The sequence below is a fragment of the Bacillus sp. SRL543 genome, assembly GCF_984799205.1.
On sequence record NZ_OZ481794.1, the window covers coordinates 3,816,531 to 3,831,597 of the forward strand.

At 46.9% G+C, this 15,067-nt stretch carries 13 protein-coding genes and 1 other annotated feature; of the genes, 3 read left to right on the forward strand and 10 right to left on the reverse strand.

The window, feature by feature from the left end; translation table 11 throughout:
- Positions 1–5: 5 nt before the first annotated feature.
- From pepV to AC4E8B_RS19475, 5 genes are all read right to left on the reverse strand, one after another.
- Positions 6–1,424, reverse strand: a complete 1,419-nt coding sequence (gene pepV / locus AC4E8B_RS19455; protein ID WP_490215007.1) for a dipeptidase PepV — start codon at positions 1,422–1,424, stop codon at positions 6–8.
- 114 nt (positions 1,425–1,538) lie between these two features.
- Positions 1,539–2,726 (reverse strand): ABC transporter permease, encoded by a 1,188-nt coding sequence (locus tag AC4E8B_RS19460; RefSeq protein ID WP_490215009.1) that lies wholly within the window; start codon positions 2,724–2,726, stop codon positions 1,539–1,541.
- Positions 2,719–3,432 (reverse strand): ABC transporter ATP-binding protein, encoded by a 714-nt coding sequence (locus AC4E8B_RS19465; protein WP_490215010.1) that lies wholly within the window; start codon positions 3,430–3,432, stop codon positions 2,719–2,721. Before AC4E8B_RS19465 ends, AC4E8B_RS19460 begins: the two co-directional genes overlap by 8 nt.
- A gap of 52 nt (positions 3,433–3,484) precedes the next feature.
- Entirely contained in the window at positions 3,485–4,213 is a 729-nt protein-coding gene (locus AC4E8B_RS19470; RefSeq protein WP_490215012.1) for an MOSC domain-containing protein, read from the reverse strand.
- Positions 4,214–4,346: 133 nt separating this feature from the next.
- On the reverse strand, positions 4,347–5,642 hold the full coding sequence (locus tag AC4E8B_RS19475) for a M48 family metallopeptidase (RefSeq protein WP_490215013.1): 1,296 nt from the start codon (positions 5,640–5,642) through the stop codon (positions 4,347–4,349).
- Positions 5,643–6,078: 436 nt separating this feature from the next.
- On the opposite strand from AC4E8B_RS19475, the gene AC4E8B_RS19480 reads away from it, so the two are divergent.
- Positions 6,079–6,300, forward strand: a complete 222-nt coding sequence (locus AC4E8B_RS19480) for a DeoR family transcriptional regulator (protein WP_009795247.1) — start codon at positions 6,079–6,081, stop codon at positions 6,298–6,300.
- A 66-nt stretch (positions 6,301–6,366) separates the two neighbouring features.
- On the opposite strand, the gene AC4E8B_RS19485 is transcribed toward AC4E8B_RS19480, so the two are convergent.
- On the reverse strand, positions 6,367–7,086 hold the full coding sequence (locus AC4E8B_RS19485) for a pseudouridine synthase (protein WP_490215014.1): 720 nt from the start codon (positions 7,084–7,086) through the stop codon (positions 6,367–6,369).
- Between the two features lie 117 nt (positions 7,087–7,203).
- On the opposite strand from AC4E8B_RS19485, the gene AC4E8B_RS19490 reads away from it, so the two are divergent.
- On the forward strand, positions 7,204–7,431 hold the full coding sequence (locus tag AC4E8B_RS19490) for a hypothetical protein (protein WP_490215015.1): 228 nt from the start codon (positions 7,204–7,206) through the stop codon (positions 7,429–7,431).
- 128 nt (positions 7,432–7,559) lie between these two features.
- Here AC4E8B_RS19490 and AC4E8B_RS19495 read toward each other — a convergent pair whose 3' ends face one another.
- Positions 7,560–9,176, reverse strand: a complete 1,617-nt coding sequence (locus AC4E8B_RS19495) for a putative polysaccharide biosynthesis protein (protein ID WP_490215016.1) — start codon at positions 9,174–9,176, stop codon at positions 7,560–7,562.
- 283 nt (positions 9,177–9,459) lie between these two features.
- Here AC4E8B_RS19495 and AC4E8B_RS19500 point away from each other — a divergent pair, with 283 nt between their 5' ends.
- On the forward strand, positions 9,460–10,719 hold the full coding sequence (locus AC4E8B_RS19500) for a BaiN/RdsA family NAD(P)/FAD-dependent oxidoreductase (RefSeq protein ID WP_490215017.1): 1,260 nt from the start codon (positions 9,460–9,462) through the stop codon (positions 10,717–10,719).
- Positions 10,720–10,738: 19 nt separating this feature from the next.
- Here AC4E8B_RS19500 and AC4E8B_RS19505 read toward each other — a convergent pair whose 3' ends face one another.
- The 3 genes from AC4E8B_RS19505 to leuS form a co-directional block, all read right to left on the reverse strand.
- Positions 10,739–10,921, reverse strand: a complete 183-nt coding sequence (locus AC4E8B_RS19505) for a sporulation protein Cse60 (protein WP_490215018.1) — start codon at positions 10,919–10,921, stop codon at positions 10,739–10,741.
- Between the two features lie 101 nt (positions 10,922–11,022).
- Entirely contained in the window at positions 11,023–11,328 is a 306-nt protein-coding gene (locus tag AC4E8B_RS19510; protein WP_490215019.1) for a rhodanese-like domain-containing protein, read from the reverse strand.
- 161 nt (positions 11,329–11,489) lie between these two features.
- On the reverse strand, positions 11,490–13,907 hold the full coding sequence (gene leuS / locus AC4E8B_RS19515; RefSeq protein ID WP_490215020.1) for a leucine--tRNA ligase: 2,418 nt from the start codon (positions 13,905–13,907) through the stop codon (positions 11,490–11,492).
- A gap of 99 nt (positions 13,908–14,006) precedes the next feature.
- Positions 14,007–14,225 (reverse strand) — a binding site (T-box leader).
- Between the last annotated feature and the right edge of the window lie 842 nt (positions 14,226–15,067).

Here is a 15,067-nt window from a genome sequence, read left to right on the forward strand (position 1 = left end):
TCTTTTTATTTTGCCAGCTCATAAATAGCCTGGGCATAGATGGCTGCAGCTTTAACAAGGTCCTCAATAAACATATATTCATCCTTTTGGTGGGCAATGTCCTCCCTGTCAGGAAATAAAGGGCCGAAAGCGACGCCGGCCTTCAGGGAACGGGCATACGTTCCGCCGCCGATCGAAATAAGCCTGGCTTCGTCGCCGGTCTGCTCTTCATATACTTTTTTCAGCGTCTGGATAAGAAAAGTATCCTCATCCACATGATGAGGCTTGGAATCTGTAAACCTCTCCAGGCGGAATCCTTCTTTTCCAGCGGCATTCATAACGTTTTCCTTTGTTTCATCCATATCATTGGTGACAGGGTAGCGGAGATTCAATCCAAGCCGTCCGCCTTCTGCCTGTGAATAGCTCATTTTTCCGAGATTAATGGTCAAGTCGCCGGTGATACTGTCAGAAAAGGCCACTCCCAGCTGCCTTCCGCGTGAATCTTTAAAGAAATAGCGATCAGCAAAGCTGAAAAATTGTGCTGCCTTTGTATCGATTGAGAGCTCTGACAGGAATTTACCAAGGTACAAGCCGGCATTCTTTCCATTATCAGGCTCCATTCCATGCGCAGATACCCCTTCTATCTCGAGGATCAATTCTCCATTATCCACATGATAGCTGCCTTTCAGGTCATGCTGCTTTTGGAAGTCGACAAAGCGCTGCAGCACCTCTGTCTGCTCGTGATGGACCAGCAGGGACGCTCTGGCAGAGTCGGGAACCATATTGTATCTTCGGCCCGACTGGAAAGAAGCAACCTCTGCCTTAACATCCCCATCCAGGTTTTCTGCCGTGCTTTCCTGGACAAGGTCAAAGTCGGAAATGCCTTTTTCCGCATAAATGATCGGGAAATCAGCATCAGGGGCAAAGCCGATATCAGGCATCTGTTCATGCTTGAAATAATGTTCCACACAGCGCCAGTCGCTTTCTTCGTCCGTTCCGACGATCATCCGCACCTTCTTGCTTAGAGGCAGTCCCAGCTCCTTGACTATTTTCATAGCATAATACGCTGCCATCGTAGGCCCCTTATCATCAAGTGCCCCCCGCGCAAAAATTTTCCCATCCCTTATCTCTGCAGCAAATGGATCGCTTGTCCATCCGTCACCTTCAGGAACAACATCGACATGGCAAAGGATCCCGACGATTTCTTCTCCATTTCCGAATTCAATATGACCTGCCAGATTGCCGGTATTTTTTACAGTGAACCCATCCTTGCTGCCCAGCTCCAGCATAAAATCAAGCGCTTCCTTGACCTCAATCCCAAGAGGTGCATCTTCTGTCGCATTTTCCTCATCGAGGATGCTCCTGATTTGCAGAAGCTTCTGAGTATCAGCCAAAAAAGCAGGCTCGCGTTTTTCTATTTCTTTCTGCCAATCAATGTTTTTCATTAAAATCCTCCTTATGTACACCCCAGAAACAGCTTCCGCTGCCGCTGAATTTCTAAAATCATTTTCTGTCCAGGTTCTCTTCCATTATAAATCATTTAAGGGGAAAACCTTAAATCAGAGAGAAGGGCCGGCAGCAGGCATCATGCCCGTCAGCCAGAGTCCTGCTGCTGCCGCCAGTATAACAAGAATAATGGACAGAAGGAAGAGAACCCACACCCCTTTGGTCCGTGCTGTAAAATATTCAACTTTTTCACCGTATTTCTTTGTGAGGGGGTGGGAGACCGTAATTTTCCCCCATATCATCTGCAGCCAGGATAACATCATGATGAGGAAGCCGATGGCAATAAGCACCTTTAACCAAATTGCCGGGATGAATATAATCGCTGCCGCCGCAGGTGAAATAATTTTCAGATAGTTCGCCCAATAAGATGAGTTGCGCAGGAACACTTTAATGAACACTTCCAGAAATCCGGCGGAGACTGTCCTTTTCTTGAATATCCTTTTTGAATGCCTGAACAAAAAAGGATTTTTCCCCCGAGCAGAAACAGCAGGCATCTCAACTTCATAAGAAAGCTGAAAAATCATGGCAACATATTTGAATTTTTCCTCCCTGTCAAACGCAGCTTCTCTGTCGAAGGTATGTGTTTTGGGCAGATTCCTGTTATATAGGAATACTCCCAAAGCAAGAAGAAGGATTGCCGACATATTAAAGATCAGCAGATATCCTCCGAGCCACAAGGTAAAAACCAGCTGGACCACCCAGCTGAGCAGCACAAAGCTACCAATACTGGACAGTACCCTCAAAAACTTTCCTTCTATCTTCCTCAGAACTTGCTTCAGCCACATAATAAACACCCTGCTGGAAAAGAAAAACAGGAAATAGGAAGCGGCATGTGCCAGCATAAAACCGTAGTGCCCCATTAGAAAGGGAAGCAGCAGAATCGCTATGAAGGCTGTCTGGCATGCACCGGCCAGAAGAGAATAGAAAAAAGCTCCTTGTTTCAGGCCAAAGTAAAGCTTCCAGTTTTTAATAAGAAATACCTTATCTGCCTCCTGGATAAAGGTTCGATAGTGGCCGCTCCATGAGGCTATGTAGCCGGGAAGGAACAGGAAAGCTGCCGGCACCAATGCGATCCAGTCCGGCATATCTGTCCACCAGGATCTGTAGATGAAAAAGGATATAACAGCCGCAGGAACCAAGAGATAAAGAATGATGGTCCAGTCCGCAATCGATTTGATTACGCTGTACTGGTACTTCCATTCTGCAGACAGCCTTTTGAAGAGTAGCCTGCTGCTAGTCATTCCCCTGCTCCTCTGCATATCTGTGGAAGCAGTCAAACAGAGACCCGCCCGGCAGGCCGCATTGCTGCCTGATTTCATCCATTGTCCCTGATGCCATGACCCTGCCTTTATTAATGACCACAAATCTGTCGCATACCTTTTCTGCTGTGTCCAAAACATGGGTCGACATCAGTATGCCCGCTCCCTTTTGCCGCTCCTTTTCCACAGATTCCAGGAAAAGCCTGGTTGCATTCGGATCCAGGCCGATGAAAGGCTCGTCAATGATATACACAGAAGGATTGATGATCAATGAGAGGACAAGCATCGCCTTCTGCTGCATCCCTTTTGAGTATGTATGAGGATAATCATGTGCATAGTCTGCCAGCTTATACAGCTCCAGCAGCCCTGCAGCCTGCTTACTGTATTCCTGGTCGCTGAGCCCTTCAACCGCGGCGATGAAGTCAAGATGCTCCCATAATGTAAGTTCATCATAAAAGATAGGCCGCTCAGGGACATAAGAGTATTTGATCCCTTCTTTAAAAGCCGTTTCTCCTTCCGTATATTCCATCAGGCCCAGGATTGTTTTAATGGCTGTGCTTTTTCCCGCCCCATTTGCCCCGATCAGGCCGACCAGTTCTCCGGAATGGACTTCTATATTTATATCCTGCAGGATCGGCGCCTCTTTGCTGTATCCTGCCTGTTTAATTTGTGCTGTTAATAGTTTCATTGTTTTCCCTCCCGGTAGTTATACGAAGACAGGCAGGGAAAAGTTTCCTTGTTCAATCTTCAAGATAAATTTCATCACCGGTTTGGATGATTCCTGCTTGAAGCACCGATGCATAAACCCCGAAATGGTTGTTCCGTTCTTTGTTTATCATTTTTAAGAGCTTTGCATCCTTCGAGGCATCAGCAGGATCAACCGTAATGATCTGGCATCTTTCGCAATGGCGTTTAATGCGGATTGCCGAACCGCCTCTGCCAATGATCAATTTTTTTCCGAACCAGTTTTCTTCTGCAAAGGGGACAGAACCTTCTAAGTCGAGGATCAGATTGGGCCGGAAGCGCCGATGGTTAACATCACTGCCGCGCATTTCACTGATTTTTTTCAGCGAAGCGGCGGAAACAAGCTGCAGATGCTCTTCCTCAATTGCTCCTAAAGGCACATTCTCAGGCGTATATTGAATCAGCCCGGCTTTAATGCCTGAAAGATTTTCCATATACTTTACTACCCGTGGATCTCCCCATCTTGCGCGGCTTCCGTCAGGCATGCTGATGATGACCGGCGGAAACATGCCATCCTGTTCATCTCCTGCAAAGCACGCTGAAAATGCTGCCATCTCGGAAACCTGTGTGATGGTAAGGAATTTGCCGGGCCTCGACGCATCCAGGAAAGCATGGCTCCTGTCCCCATATAATCCATAAGGCATCAGCCGCGTCTCTGATACACTTTCGCCGCCAAAGGATTTAACTGGGTGCCTGATGATTTCTTTAATAGTTCCCACTTTCATGCCTCTCTCCCCTTCCCCCTGCTTTTTTCCATATTATAGCACGGTGTTTGTTCAGACGGCACACAGCGCTTAGCTGAAAACTCGAGGATAAACATCAAAAAACGCTGCTGAATTATTCAGCAGCGTCCATTTTTTATTCATAATACGGTTTAAGCACGTCCAATACATCCGGGTTTTGGTATTCCAGAGCGTAATCATAGGCTGTCAGGCCCTCCGCATCTGAAAATGATGGATCTGCCCCATATTCCAGAAGCAACTCAGCCATACTGGCATCATCTGCAAAAACGGCGCTCATCAAAGGAGTTGTGTCATAGTCATCCACTGTATTTGGATCTGCTCCGTGTTCTGCCAGGAGCCGGGCGGCATCCTTCTGCCCGCTGTACACAGCCCAGTGCAGGGCAGTTGAGCCTTCACTGTCAGCAGCATTAATATCAGCTCCATCGCCAATCTGGGTTTCAATAGAAGCAAGGTCATTTGTCTCTGCAGCCTCCATCAGAGGTGTGATTCCTTCCACCTCTTCTGCTTGCCCATCAATTGGAATGTCTGAGAATACAGCAAGATTTTCGATCTCTTTAAAGCCCAGCCAGAGCCCGGTACCAGCAAGGGCCAGGAAAAGAGCGGCTGCCACGGAACCAAACCAGAGAGTGCTTTTCCTCTCTTTAAGGACCGGGGCCGTTTCAGGAGCAAAAAATTGAGCCAGTGCATAAAGCCTTTTCGGAAGATGCGGGTGGGTGGACAGCTTTTCATTCAGCCAGATGAACAAGCCCTGCTCCGACTCGATTTGTTCCATATAGGCTTCCTGATCGACCTTCCGGTATAGTTCCTTCCCGATGGCAAGCATTGTCAGCGCATTCCTGGAAGCTTCATAGGACCCGGTATAACAGGCGGCATAGCGGTCGCAAGTATACTCGCAGGCTCTTAAATACGAATTTCCCAAGAATGGCACCCACAGGGCGGGCAGAAGCAGGAAGCTTACGGTCACATGCCTTCTTTTCAGATGGGCAAATTCGTGGGCCAGCACAAACAGTACCTCCTTCTCCGCCTTCTGCTCAATCAATTCAAAAATGCCGGAATATAGTACTACCATATTCCTTCTGAAAAATCTGGATGCAAAGGCATTGAGGACCCCCTCGGATTCCACAATATAAATATCCGGGACATTTGCAAGCCCCATCTCCCCGGCGACTGAAACTGCCTTCCCATATAATTCAGGGAATTGCCTTTCCCCCAGCTTTACTCCGTTCCGGCGGATCCCGCCCAACATCAGCCAGTGGAGAATGATAGTGGCAATCAGCAAAATGCCCAGCACTATAATACCGATAACGGTTATAGATAACAGCAAATACGTAAGAATTCCGAACAAAATGACAAAAGCAAAATACAGGCTTTCTTTCCTGTGAACAAGCTGTTCACGCAATGACTGATCCAAATGTTTTTTCCAATCCCTTCGGTTATCTGTGTAAATCACTCATTGATTATAATGAATTTGCCTATTTGGGAATATAGGTAAATAAGCCCATTGGAAAAAGGCCGATATACACATATGCTGATGCTCTGGTGCATAGGGATATAAAGAGAGCCAGGCATCATGCAGGTTCCTGATCAGGCGGGCATCAGTTTGGAAATGAAGCCATTTTCACCCAAATTGTGTTAATCTTTTGTAAATTCAAGTATTAAAGTAGCAATATCAAGAAAGAAAGAGTACAATTATTGTAGAAGTATGACATCTAGAACATTTTTTAATGATTAGAAAAGGAGTTGTCTGGGGAAAAGAAAACTACATACCTTGAAGACATGTTTCTTCATCGAAGCTGTCGGTTGCAGGAATTTGCCAAAGGTTTGAAAAAAGGATAGGGAGTGGTTCTTTGAAACCTTCGACTAACCGGATGTTAAACCGCATTAAAGCCGTCTACATGTTTATTTGTAAGCGCGGAACTGTAACAACTCAGGAGCTTGTAGAGGAATTTGGTATTACTCCTCGCACCATACAACGAGATTTGAATGTCCTGGCCTATAATGATTTAGTCATCAGTCCGAGCAGAGGAAAATGGACGACGACACAAAGAAAAGTAAAATTATCATCGTAAATACAGTCTCCCGGGATCCGGGGGATACATAAACAAAAAAATCGCCCTTTTACGGCGATTTTTTTGTTACTTCACTTCATACTCCCTCAGGGACTGCAGTTCTTCCTCTGTCAGCTCCCGGTATTCTCCAAGCTCAAGCGTTTCATCCAGCTGAAGGGAACCCATAGAGAGCCTCTGCAGATAGACCACTTTCTTCCCCACTGCCTCAAACATTCTTTTGACCTGATGAAATTTGCCTTCTGTTATCGTCAGCTCAATATCAGACCTTTCACCTGACTTCAAAATTTTAAGCTCCCCAGGCTTTGTCGCATACCCGTCATCAAGGACGACCCCTTTGCGGAATGCGGCGACATCTTCTTCCGTTACTTCCTGGTCAATGACAGCAAAATAGGTTTTCGGCACATGCTTTTTTGGGGAAAGCAGGCGGTGGGCCAGCTGGCCATCATTGGTAATCAGCAGCAGACCTTCTGTATCCTTATCAAGCCTTCCGACCGGAAAAGGCTCAAAGATGAGATCCTCTGCCTCGAGAAGATCAATGACTGTCTCATCCCTGTTATCCTCTGTAGCTGAAATGACGCCCGGCGGCTTGTTCATCATCAAATAAATAAATTCCCGGTATTCGACGGTTTCCCCGTTTATACGGATTGCATCTTGTTCAGGATCAACATGCTGCTTGGCATCCTTGATCTTTTCATCATTGACGGTCACCGAACCGTCCTTAAGCAGCTTTTTAACCTCTTTCCTGCTGCCATATCCAAGGTTGGCCAGTACTTTATCAATTCTCATCCTTCTTCCTCCTTAAAGATTTCAGTCCCGGAACCATTGCTTTTATCATAGACTGCATTATCTGTTTTTTTACCTGAGTATAGTAGAACTTTTAACAAAATGAAAGGAGAGCTTATTTTGCACTATATTCCCGTTTATCCTTATCCCCAGCACCCTGCTTTACGCACATCTCCTGCCCTGATTCCATCTGGGAATGGACAAATCCTTGAGCGAATCATTGAGCTTGAGCGTACAGTCCAGCAGCTTAACAAGCAATGCGCCCGTTTCAGCAGGAGGCTGGGCCGCATCGAGCGGAGACTCGGGATCGGCGGCTCAGCTCCAGTCTATTATAATCCGGAGCTTTAGAGTCCCTCCTGCCGGAAAAAAACGAAAAGCCCCGCAAAGAGCAGCGGCGGCCTTTCGTTGGATTTACTTTTTTTAGATAATCCCATTTGGGCTCATTCGTGTACAACTTTGTTTCAGCACAGCCTTTTTTAAAAGCGGAGGCGGAGCTTCTTTTTGATTTTTTCCACTCTCTGCCCAAATAGGAAATAAATAAGCCTCGTCCTGAATGCCAAATAAAAATAGATGGCTGCTCCAATGCCTGCACAAATGAAAATGATGATCAGCGACTGGATCGTAGAAGCCGGTGACAGGAATAAGGTCAGCAGCTTATAAGATACTGCAGTGCCGGCAAACATAAAGGCCGTAAACAGGATGATCAGCAGGCTCCTTCTGACCACAAGGCGGAATGGGTAGTCTGCAAAGGCCCTGATGACATATAGATTGATCAGGATGGCAGCCGTGTATCCAAGGGTCGTGGCCAGTACCGCCCCCTGTGTTTCCATCAGCTTGATGAGCGGGATATTAAGGCTCAGCTTGACGAGCAGGCCGACAAGCAGGCTCAGGATCGTAAATCTCTGCTCATTGATCCCCTGCAGGATCGCCGCTGTTACTGAAAACAGGGAAAACAGCATCGCTACCGGCGCATATGTCCTCAAAACTTCTGTACCCAATTCCTTATGTTCATAAAAGACAGTGAATACCGGCTCAGCCAGCAGGGAAAGGCCCACTGCTGCAGGCAAAGTCAAGAAAAGGAGAACCTGGAATGTCTGGTTCAGCTGCTTGTTCAGGCTCGTGCGGTCATTATCGGTAAAAGCCTTCGTTATAGCAGGGACAAGTGTCAGTGAAAATGCCGTTGCCAGCGACACAGGGATGATCACCAGCTTGTGCGTCTGGAAGTTCAGCACGGCCAGTGATGTCTCCGCCTGATCCGCAAGGCCTATTCCTGCCATCGCCCTGTTGAATGTAAGCTGGTCAATAATTTGAAACAGCGGGTTGGCAAGGCCGACGAATACAAACGGTGCAGCATAAACGAGAATCTCTTTGTACATATCTTTCAGGGAAATGTCCATGGTCCCTTTGTCTTGCAGGAGGAGGTCATCCAAATGGGATTTCCGCTTATACCAGTACCAGAAAAGTACCGCGAGGCTGCCGATGGCTCCTATGAAGGCCGCAAAAGTAGCCACACTGACAGCTTTGACCAGGCTTCCGCCCATCCAGTTCAAGACAATATAGGCACCTGCCAGCAAAAAGACAATGCGGACAATCTGCTCTACAACCTGGGAAACAGCTGACGGCCCCATCGATTGATGGCCCTGGAAGTAGCCCCTGATCAAACTCATGAAAGGGACAACAATCAAAGCAAAGCTTACTGCCCTGATGACAGTAATAACATCACTGACACTGGAATCCAGGTCAGTGTCTGGAATGAATAAACCGGCAAGGCCCGGTGCTGCAAAATAGAGAATAAGAAATGAGACAATCCCGCTGCAGAGCATAACAACCAGGCCGGACTTAAAGAGCTTCCTGCCGACCGCATACTCCTCCAGGGCATTGTACTTGGCGATGAATTTGGATACAGCCAGGGGGATTCCCGCTGTGGCAATGCTGATGAAAATCGTATACGGGACATAGGAGTACTGATATAAAGCACTTCCGTGATCCCCTACAATCCGGTAGAACGGTATCACGTAAAACAGGCCCAAGACCTTTGATATAATGGTGCCGAGGGTTAATATAAAGGTCCCTCTTAAAAGCTTAGATGACATATAATCCCTTCCTAAAAAGAAAAATCTTGCTTGATTCATCCATGCGGCCGGCAAAAGCCGCAAAAACGCTATTTTTATCAGTTTCTGTCGAAATGTAAACACACTATTAGTAGTTTACCTTTCTTTTGTCCCCAATGCCACTAGATTGCGGGCGCTCTCTTCAGAAAAAATAAGCATATCCCCGGCCTGCCGCCTGTTGGACGGCTTTCCCCTGAAAAATTTGCCTTTCCCTTCTGTTTGTACTAATGTTAAAAAAGCAAAAGTAAATAAAGTTGGTGAAAAAATGTACGATGTAATTGTAATTGGAGGCGGCCCCTCCGGCCTGATGGCTTCGATTGCGGCGGCAGAAAAGAAAATGAAGGTCCTCCTTATCGACAAAGGAAACAAACTTGGCCGAAAGCTCGCCATTTCAGGCGGGGGCCGGTGCAATGTCACGAACCGCCTGCCTATTGATGAAATCATAAAGCATATTCCCGGCAACGGCCGATTCTTATATAGTGCTTTTTCAATTTTCAGCAATGAAGATATCATCAGCTTCTTCGAGGATATGGGCATTCAGCTGAAAGAGGAAGACCATGGCAGGATGTTCCCTGTCACAGACAAAGCCCAATCGGTCGTTGATGCCCTCCTTTTAAAAATGAAGGAGCTCCATGTCGAGGTGAAAACCGATTCCCCGGCAGAGGATGTTTCGTATGGGGAGAATGGCCATACAGTATTCCTGAAGAATGGGGCAAAGTATGAAGCGAGGTCGCTGGTCATTGCCGTGGGCGGCAAATCAGTCCCGCATACCGGTTCTACAGGGGATGGCTACGCATGGGCGGAAAAAGCCGGACACACGATCACCGATCTCTTCCCGACAGAGGTGCCTGTCACCTCCTCTGAACCGTTCATAAAAAATAAAACACTGCAAGGACTTGCGCTCAGGGATGCAGCCCTAAGCGTCCTGAATCCCAAGGGCAAGCCCCTTATCACCCATAAAATGGATATGCTCTTCACCCATTTCGGCGTAAGCGGTCCTGCCGTCCTGAGATGTTCGCAATATGTGGTGAAAGCGATGAAAAAATGGGATCTGAAAGAAGTCGTATTAAGCCTTGATGCTGTTCCGGACAAAAAGGAAGAGCCCCTATTCCAGGAAGTGTCCGCGATGATAAAGGCAGACCCGAAAAAGAGCATGAAAAATATCCTGAAAGGGCTGCTGCCGGAGCGCTATCTGCTGTTCCTGCTCGAGTGGAATGAAATCGACCCTTCTGCACAGGGCGGCACCATTTCCCATGAAAAGATCCGCATGTTTGTAAAAGGCTGCAAAGCTTTTCATTTTAAAGCTGATGGCACCCTTCCGATCGAGAAAGCTTTTGTCACAGGCGGCGGTGTATCCACAAAGGAAATCGAACCCCAGACAATGGCTTCCAAGCTGATGCCAGGCCTCTTCTTCTGCGGAGAAATCCTTGATATCCACGGCTATACCGGCGGATATAACATAACCTCTGCACTGGTGACAGGCAGGCTTGCCGGAACCAATGCTGCAGAAGCTGCTGTAATATAAAAAAAAACGGCCCTTCTGTTCAAGACCGGTAAACAACCATAGCGGAAAAGCAGTAGATCTGGTCTTCATCTTCTTCCTGGATGGCTGCGACATTATATTTGATATCAATCAGCCTGTTTTCATCAATCCTTTCCAGGAAAATGTTCATATCCTTTTCAAGATCTTTTTCATGCTCATGGTCAAAGAGCTTTACTTTAATCAATTTCGCCCCTCCTCTTAACCGTTTTTAAGAGTATGGACGAAATTTTCAGAAATTATAAGTTTGATAAAAAGCTGTCTGCTTAAGCAGGCAGCTTTTCTTCTTTACTTCGTTTCGCCTTTCCATTCGAGCATTCCGCCAGCCATATTGCGGACCTTGAAGCCCTGGTCCTGCATGTAATAGCAGACGTTCTCACTGCGGCGGCCGGAGCGGCAGATAAATATATATTCCTTCTCATCATCAAAGTAGTCCATATTGGCAGGGATATCTCCCATCCTGATATGCTTGGCGCCGGGAATCATGCCCTGCCCCACTTCTTCGTCTTCCCTTACATCTACAAGCTCCAGCTTCTTGCCTTCCTTCAGCAATTGCTCAAGCTCTTCTGTTGTGATGATTTCAATGTTTTCCATCTATGACACCCTCTCTAGATTCGTCGATCCAATATGAATAGTATAAACACAGGAAGGAATATAAGGCAAAAAACAGCTTCCATTCCTGACAGCTTTTTCTCACCAGCCTTAACTTGCCCAAAAAATCCCCCGTTTCTCGTCGAAACAGGGGATCCCTTGCTTTAGTTGGCTACAATGTTGACAAGCTTTCCTGGTACGGCAATGACCTTGCGGATTGTTTTGCCTTCGATCTGCTCCTGGATTTTATCATCTTCCATCGCAATCTGCTCCAAGGCTTCACGCCCCGCATCGGAAGGCACCATAAGCTTCGCTTTGACCTTGCCGTTGACCTGGATGACGATTTCAACTTCATCATCCACCAATTTGGCTTCGTCATATGCCGGCCATGCTTCATATGAGATTGTGCCGCTGTGTCCAAGCTTTTCCCAAATCTCTTCCGCGATATGCGGAGCAATCGGCGACAGCATTTTCACAAATCCTTCCATATAGCTTACTGGCAGCGTCTCTGCTTTATATGCTTCATTGATGAATACCATCAGCTGTGAAATGGCAGTATTGAACCGCAGTCCTTCATAGTCTTCCGTTACCTTTTTGACTGTCTGATGGTAGGCTTTTTCCAGGCTTGACTCCGGCTCTGCATCCTTTATTCTGCTGTGCAGGCTTCCATCAGTGTCGATCAGCAGTCTCCACACACGGTCAAGGAAGCGGCGGGCTCCGTCGAGGCCGTTCGTTGACCAGGCAACAGAGGCTTCAAGCGGCCCCATGAACATTTCATACAGGCGCAGTGTGTCCGCACCATGCGATTCGACAATTTCATCAGGATTTACTACATTGCCTTTTGATTTGCTCATTTTTTCATTATTTTCACCAAGGATCATCCCCTGGTTGAATAGTTTCTGGAAAGGCTCCTTGGTAGAAACCACACCGATATCATACAGGAACTTATGCCAGAATCGTGCATACAGCAAGTGAAGCACTGCATGCTCGGCACCGCCGATATAAATATCAACCGGAAGCCATTCTTTCAGCAGATCGGCATCAGCAATCGCATTTTCGTTTTTAGGATCGATATAGCGCAGATAATACCAGCAGCTTCCCGCCCATTGCGGCATTGTATTCGTCTCGCGGCGCCCTTTTTTGCCTGTTTCAGGATCTGTCACATTAACCCACTCATCAATATTGGAGAGCGGTGATTCACCTGTTCCGGATGGCCTGATTTCCGTTGTCTTCGGAAGCATCAGCGGCAGCTCTGATTCCGGAACGGCAGTCATCGTGCCGTCTTCCCAGTGGATGATCGGAATCGGCTCTCCCCAATAGCGCTGGCGGCTGAACAGCCAGTCGCGGAGGCGGTATGTTACCTTCTTCGTCCCGATGCCCTTTTCTTCAAGCCATTCGATTGCTTTGGAAATGGCCTCTTCCTTCTGAAGACCGTCAAGGAATCCGGAGTTCACATGCTCTCCATCGCCTGTATACGCTTCTTTTTCGATATCACCGCCTGCGACAACTTCCTTGATCGGCAGGCTGAATTCTTTTGCAAACTCATAGTCACGCTCATCATGTGCAGGAACGGCCATGATGGCGCCCGTACCGTAGCTTGCCAGCACATAGTCGGCAATCCAGATCGGCATTCTTTCGCCGTTTACAGGGTTGATGGCATAAGCCCCAGTAAATACGCCTGTTTTTTCTTTTGCCAGATCTGTACGCTCCAGGTCGCTCTTGCTCTTCACTTTTTCAAGGTATGCTTCGACCGCCTCTGCTCTGTCTTCGGCCGTGATGCTTTCAACAAGTGAATGCTCTGGTGCAAGCACCGCATAAGTCGCGCCAAACAGCGTATCAGGACGGGTTGTAAAGACCGTGAAAGTGCCTTCATGGTTTTCAATGCTGAAGGTCACCTCTGCACCTTCAGAACGGCCGATCCAGTTCCTTTGCATATCCTTAAGGCTTTCAGGCCAGTCAAGCTCTTCCAAATCCTCAAGCAGCCGGTCGCCGTAGGCCGTGATTTTCAGCATCCATTGCTTCATCGGGCGGCGCTCCACCGGGTGGCCGCCGCGCTCGCTCTTGCCGTCGATTACTTCCTCATTGGCCAGAACTGTTCCAAGTGCCGGGCACCAGTTCACAGCCACTTCGTCAATATAGGCAAGCCCTTTTTCATACAGCTTTGTAAAAATCCATTGTGTCCATTTGTAATACTCGGGATCAGTCGTGCTGATTTCCCGGTCCCAGTCATATGAAAATCCAAGCGATTTGATCTGGCGGCGGAATGTATCGATATTTTTCTTTGTGAATTCTGCCGGGTCATTGCCTGTATCGAGTGCATACTGTTCTGCCGGAAGCCCGAAAGCATCCCAGCCCATTGGATGGAGTACATTATACCCCTGCATCCTTTTTACGCGGGACAGAATATCAGTCGCTGTATATCCTTCCGGGTGCCCGACATGAAGTCCGGCGCCTGATGGATAAGGGAACATATCAAGCGCATAAAAATTGCTTTTTCCCTTTTCATCGCCCATTTTAAATGTTTTGTTGGCATCCCAAGAACTTTGCCATTTCTTTTCAATCTCTCTGTGATTGAAGCTCATCGTGCTTTCCTCCTGTATAATACGAGATTTTCTTTTGGGGAAAGGTTTTGCCGGTCTGCTTTACAGCGAAAAAGACCATAAAAAAACCCCTCATCCCAAAATAGGGACGAGAGGATATGTATTCTCCCGCGGTACCACCCACATTAGCGGCATCGCCGCTCTCTTCATTCATCCTTAACGCGGAAAACGGCAGGCATTACTGTTGTTCACACCTGCAACTCAAAGGCGAGTTCATGACTGTCCCGGCTGGCTTGCACCTCCCGCCAGCTCTCTATTGAGCGGAACTCCATCATTACTATTCCTTATCATAGTTTTTACATAAAAATATATAAAGCTATTGTATTAAAATTCTCCTGTGTATGCAAGTATGCTCTTGAATAGGAAGAAATATACTTTTCAATGTATGCAGGTGCTTTACATCCGTGCATACAAGCATTTCAAGAACTTTAACGGAAAATAAATTTGGCATAAAAAAAGGATTTATTGGTAATGTTGTTTATTTTAATTATAACAAGGTGGGATTCACATTTTATGGGCTTGCAGAAAAGAGGCTTATTCAGCTACCGCGGCAGGATAGTGAAGGAATGTTTTTTAAAAACAGGAAGTCTTAGCCTTATTTTGGGGACCAGCAAGCCTTAAAATTAGCGGAGATATTCCGGTTAGGCTGCTGAATATGGCACGGATGGGTATATATAAGCGGAGAAATTCCGGTTAAGAGGAGCGAAGCTGCCCTTTTTCCTGTTTTTTGCACTAGTCTTGCAAATGAATGGTATATATTTCCTGAGCATTAAAGGTTTAGATAATAAAAAATCTCCTAATTGAAGAAGTAAGACAAATAAGGCGGTCGCAACACCTTAATACACTTCAACAATTAGGAGATGGTAAAATGCTCATTGATCATTTACCCAATTCTACTGTCGTTGAAAAGTGTTTGTGCCTATTAAAACTTGAAAATTTCCGAGACCCTTACCTTGACCACGGAGCCAAGAAATTGTTATCGGGTAAAGCCATCCTTTTATTCGTAGAAGCTTTCCTTCTATCAATCCGGGAGAATAATTTCATGGCTGTATCCTGCAGAAGCCAGGTTGGAAGTTTTTCAAGTTTCCGGTACAGAGTGGAGGAGTGGATTCCCTCAAGTTCTGTCAGTTCCTGCAGTTTAT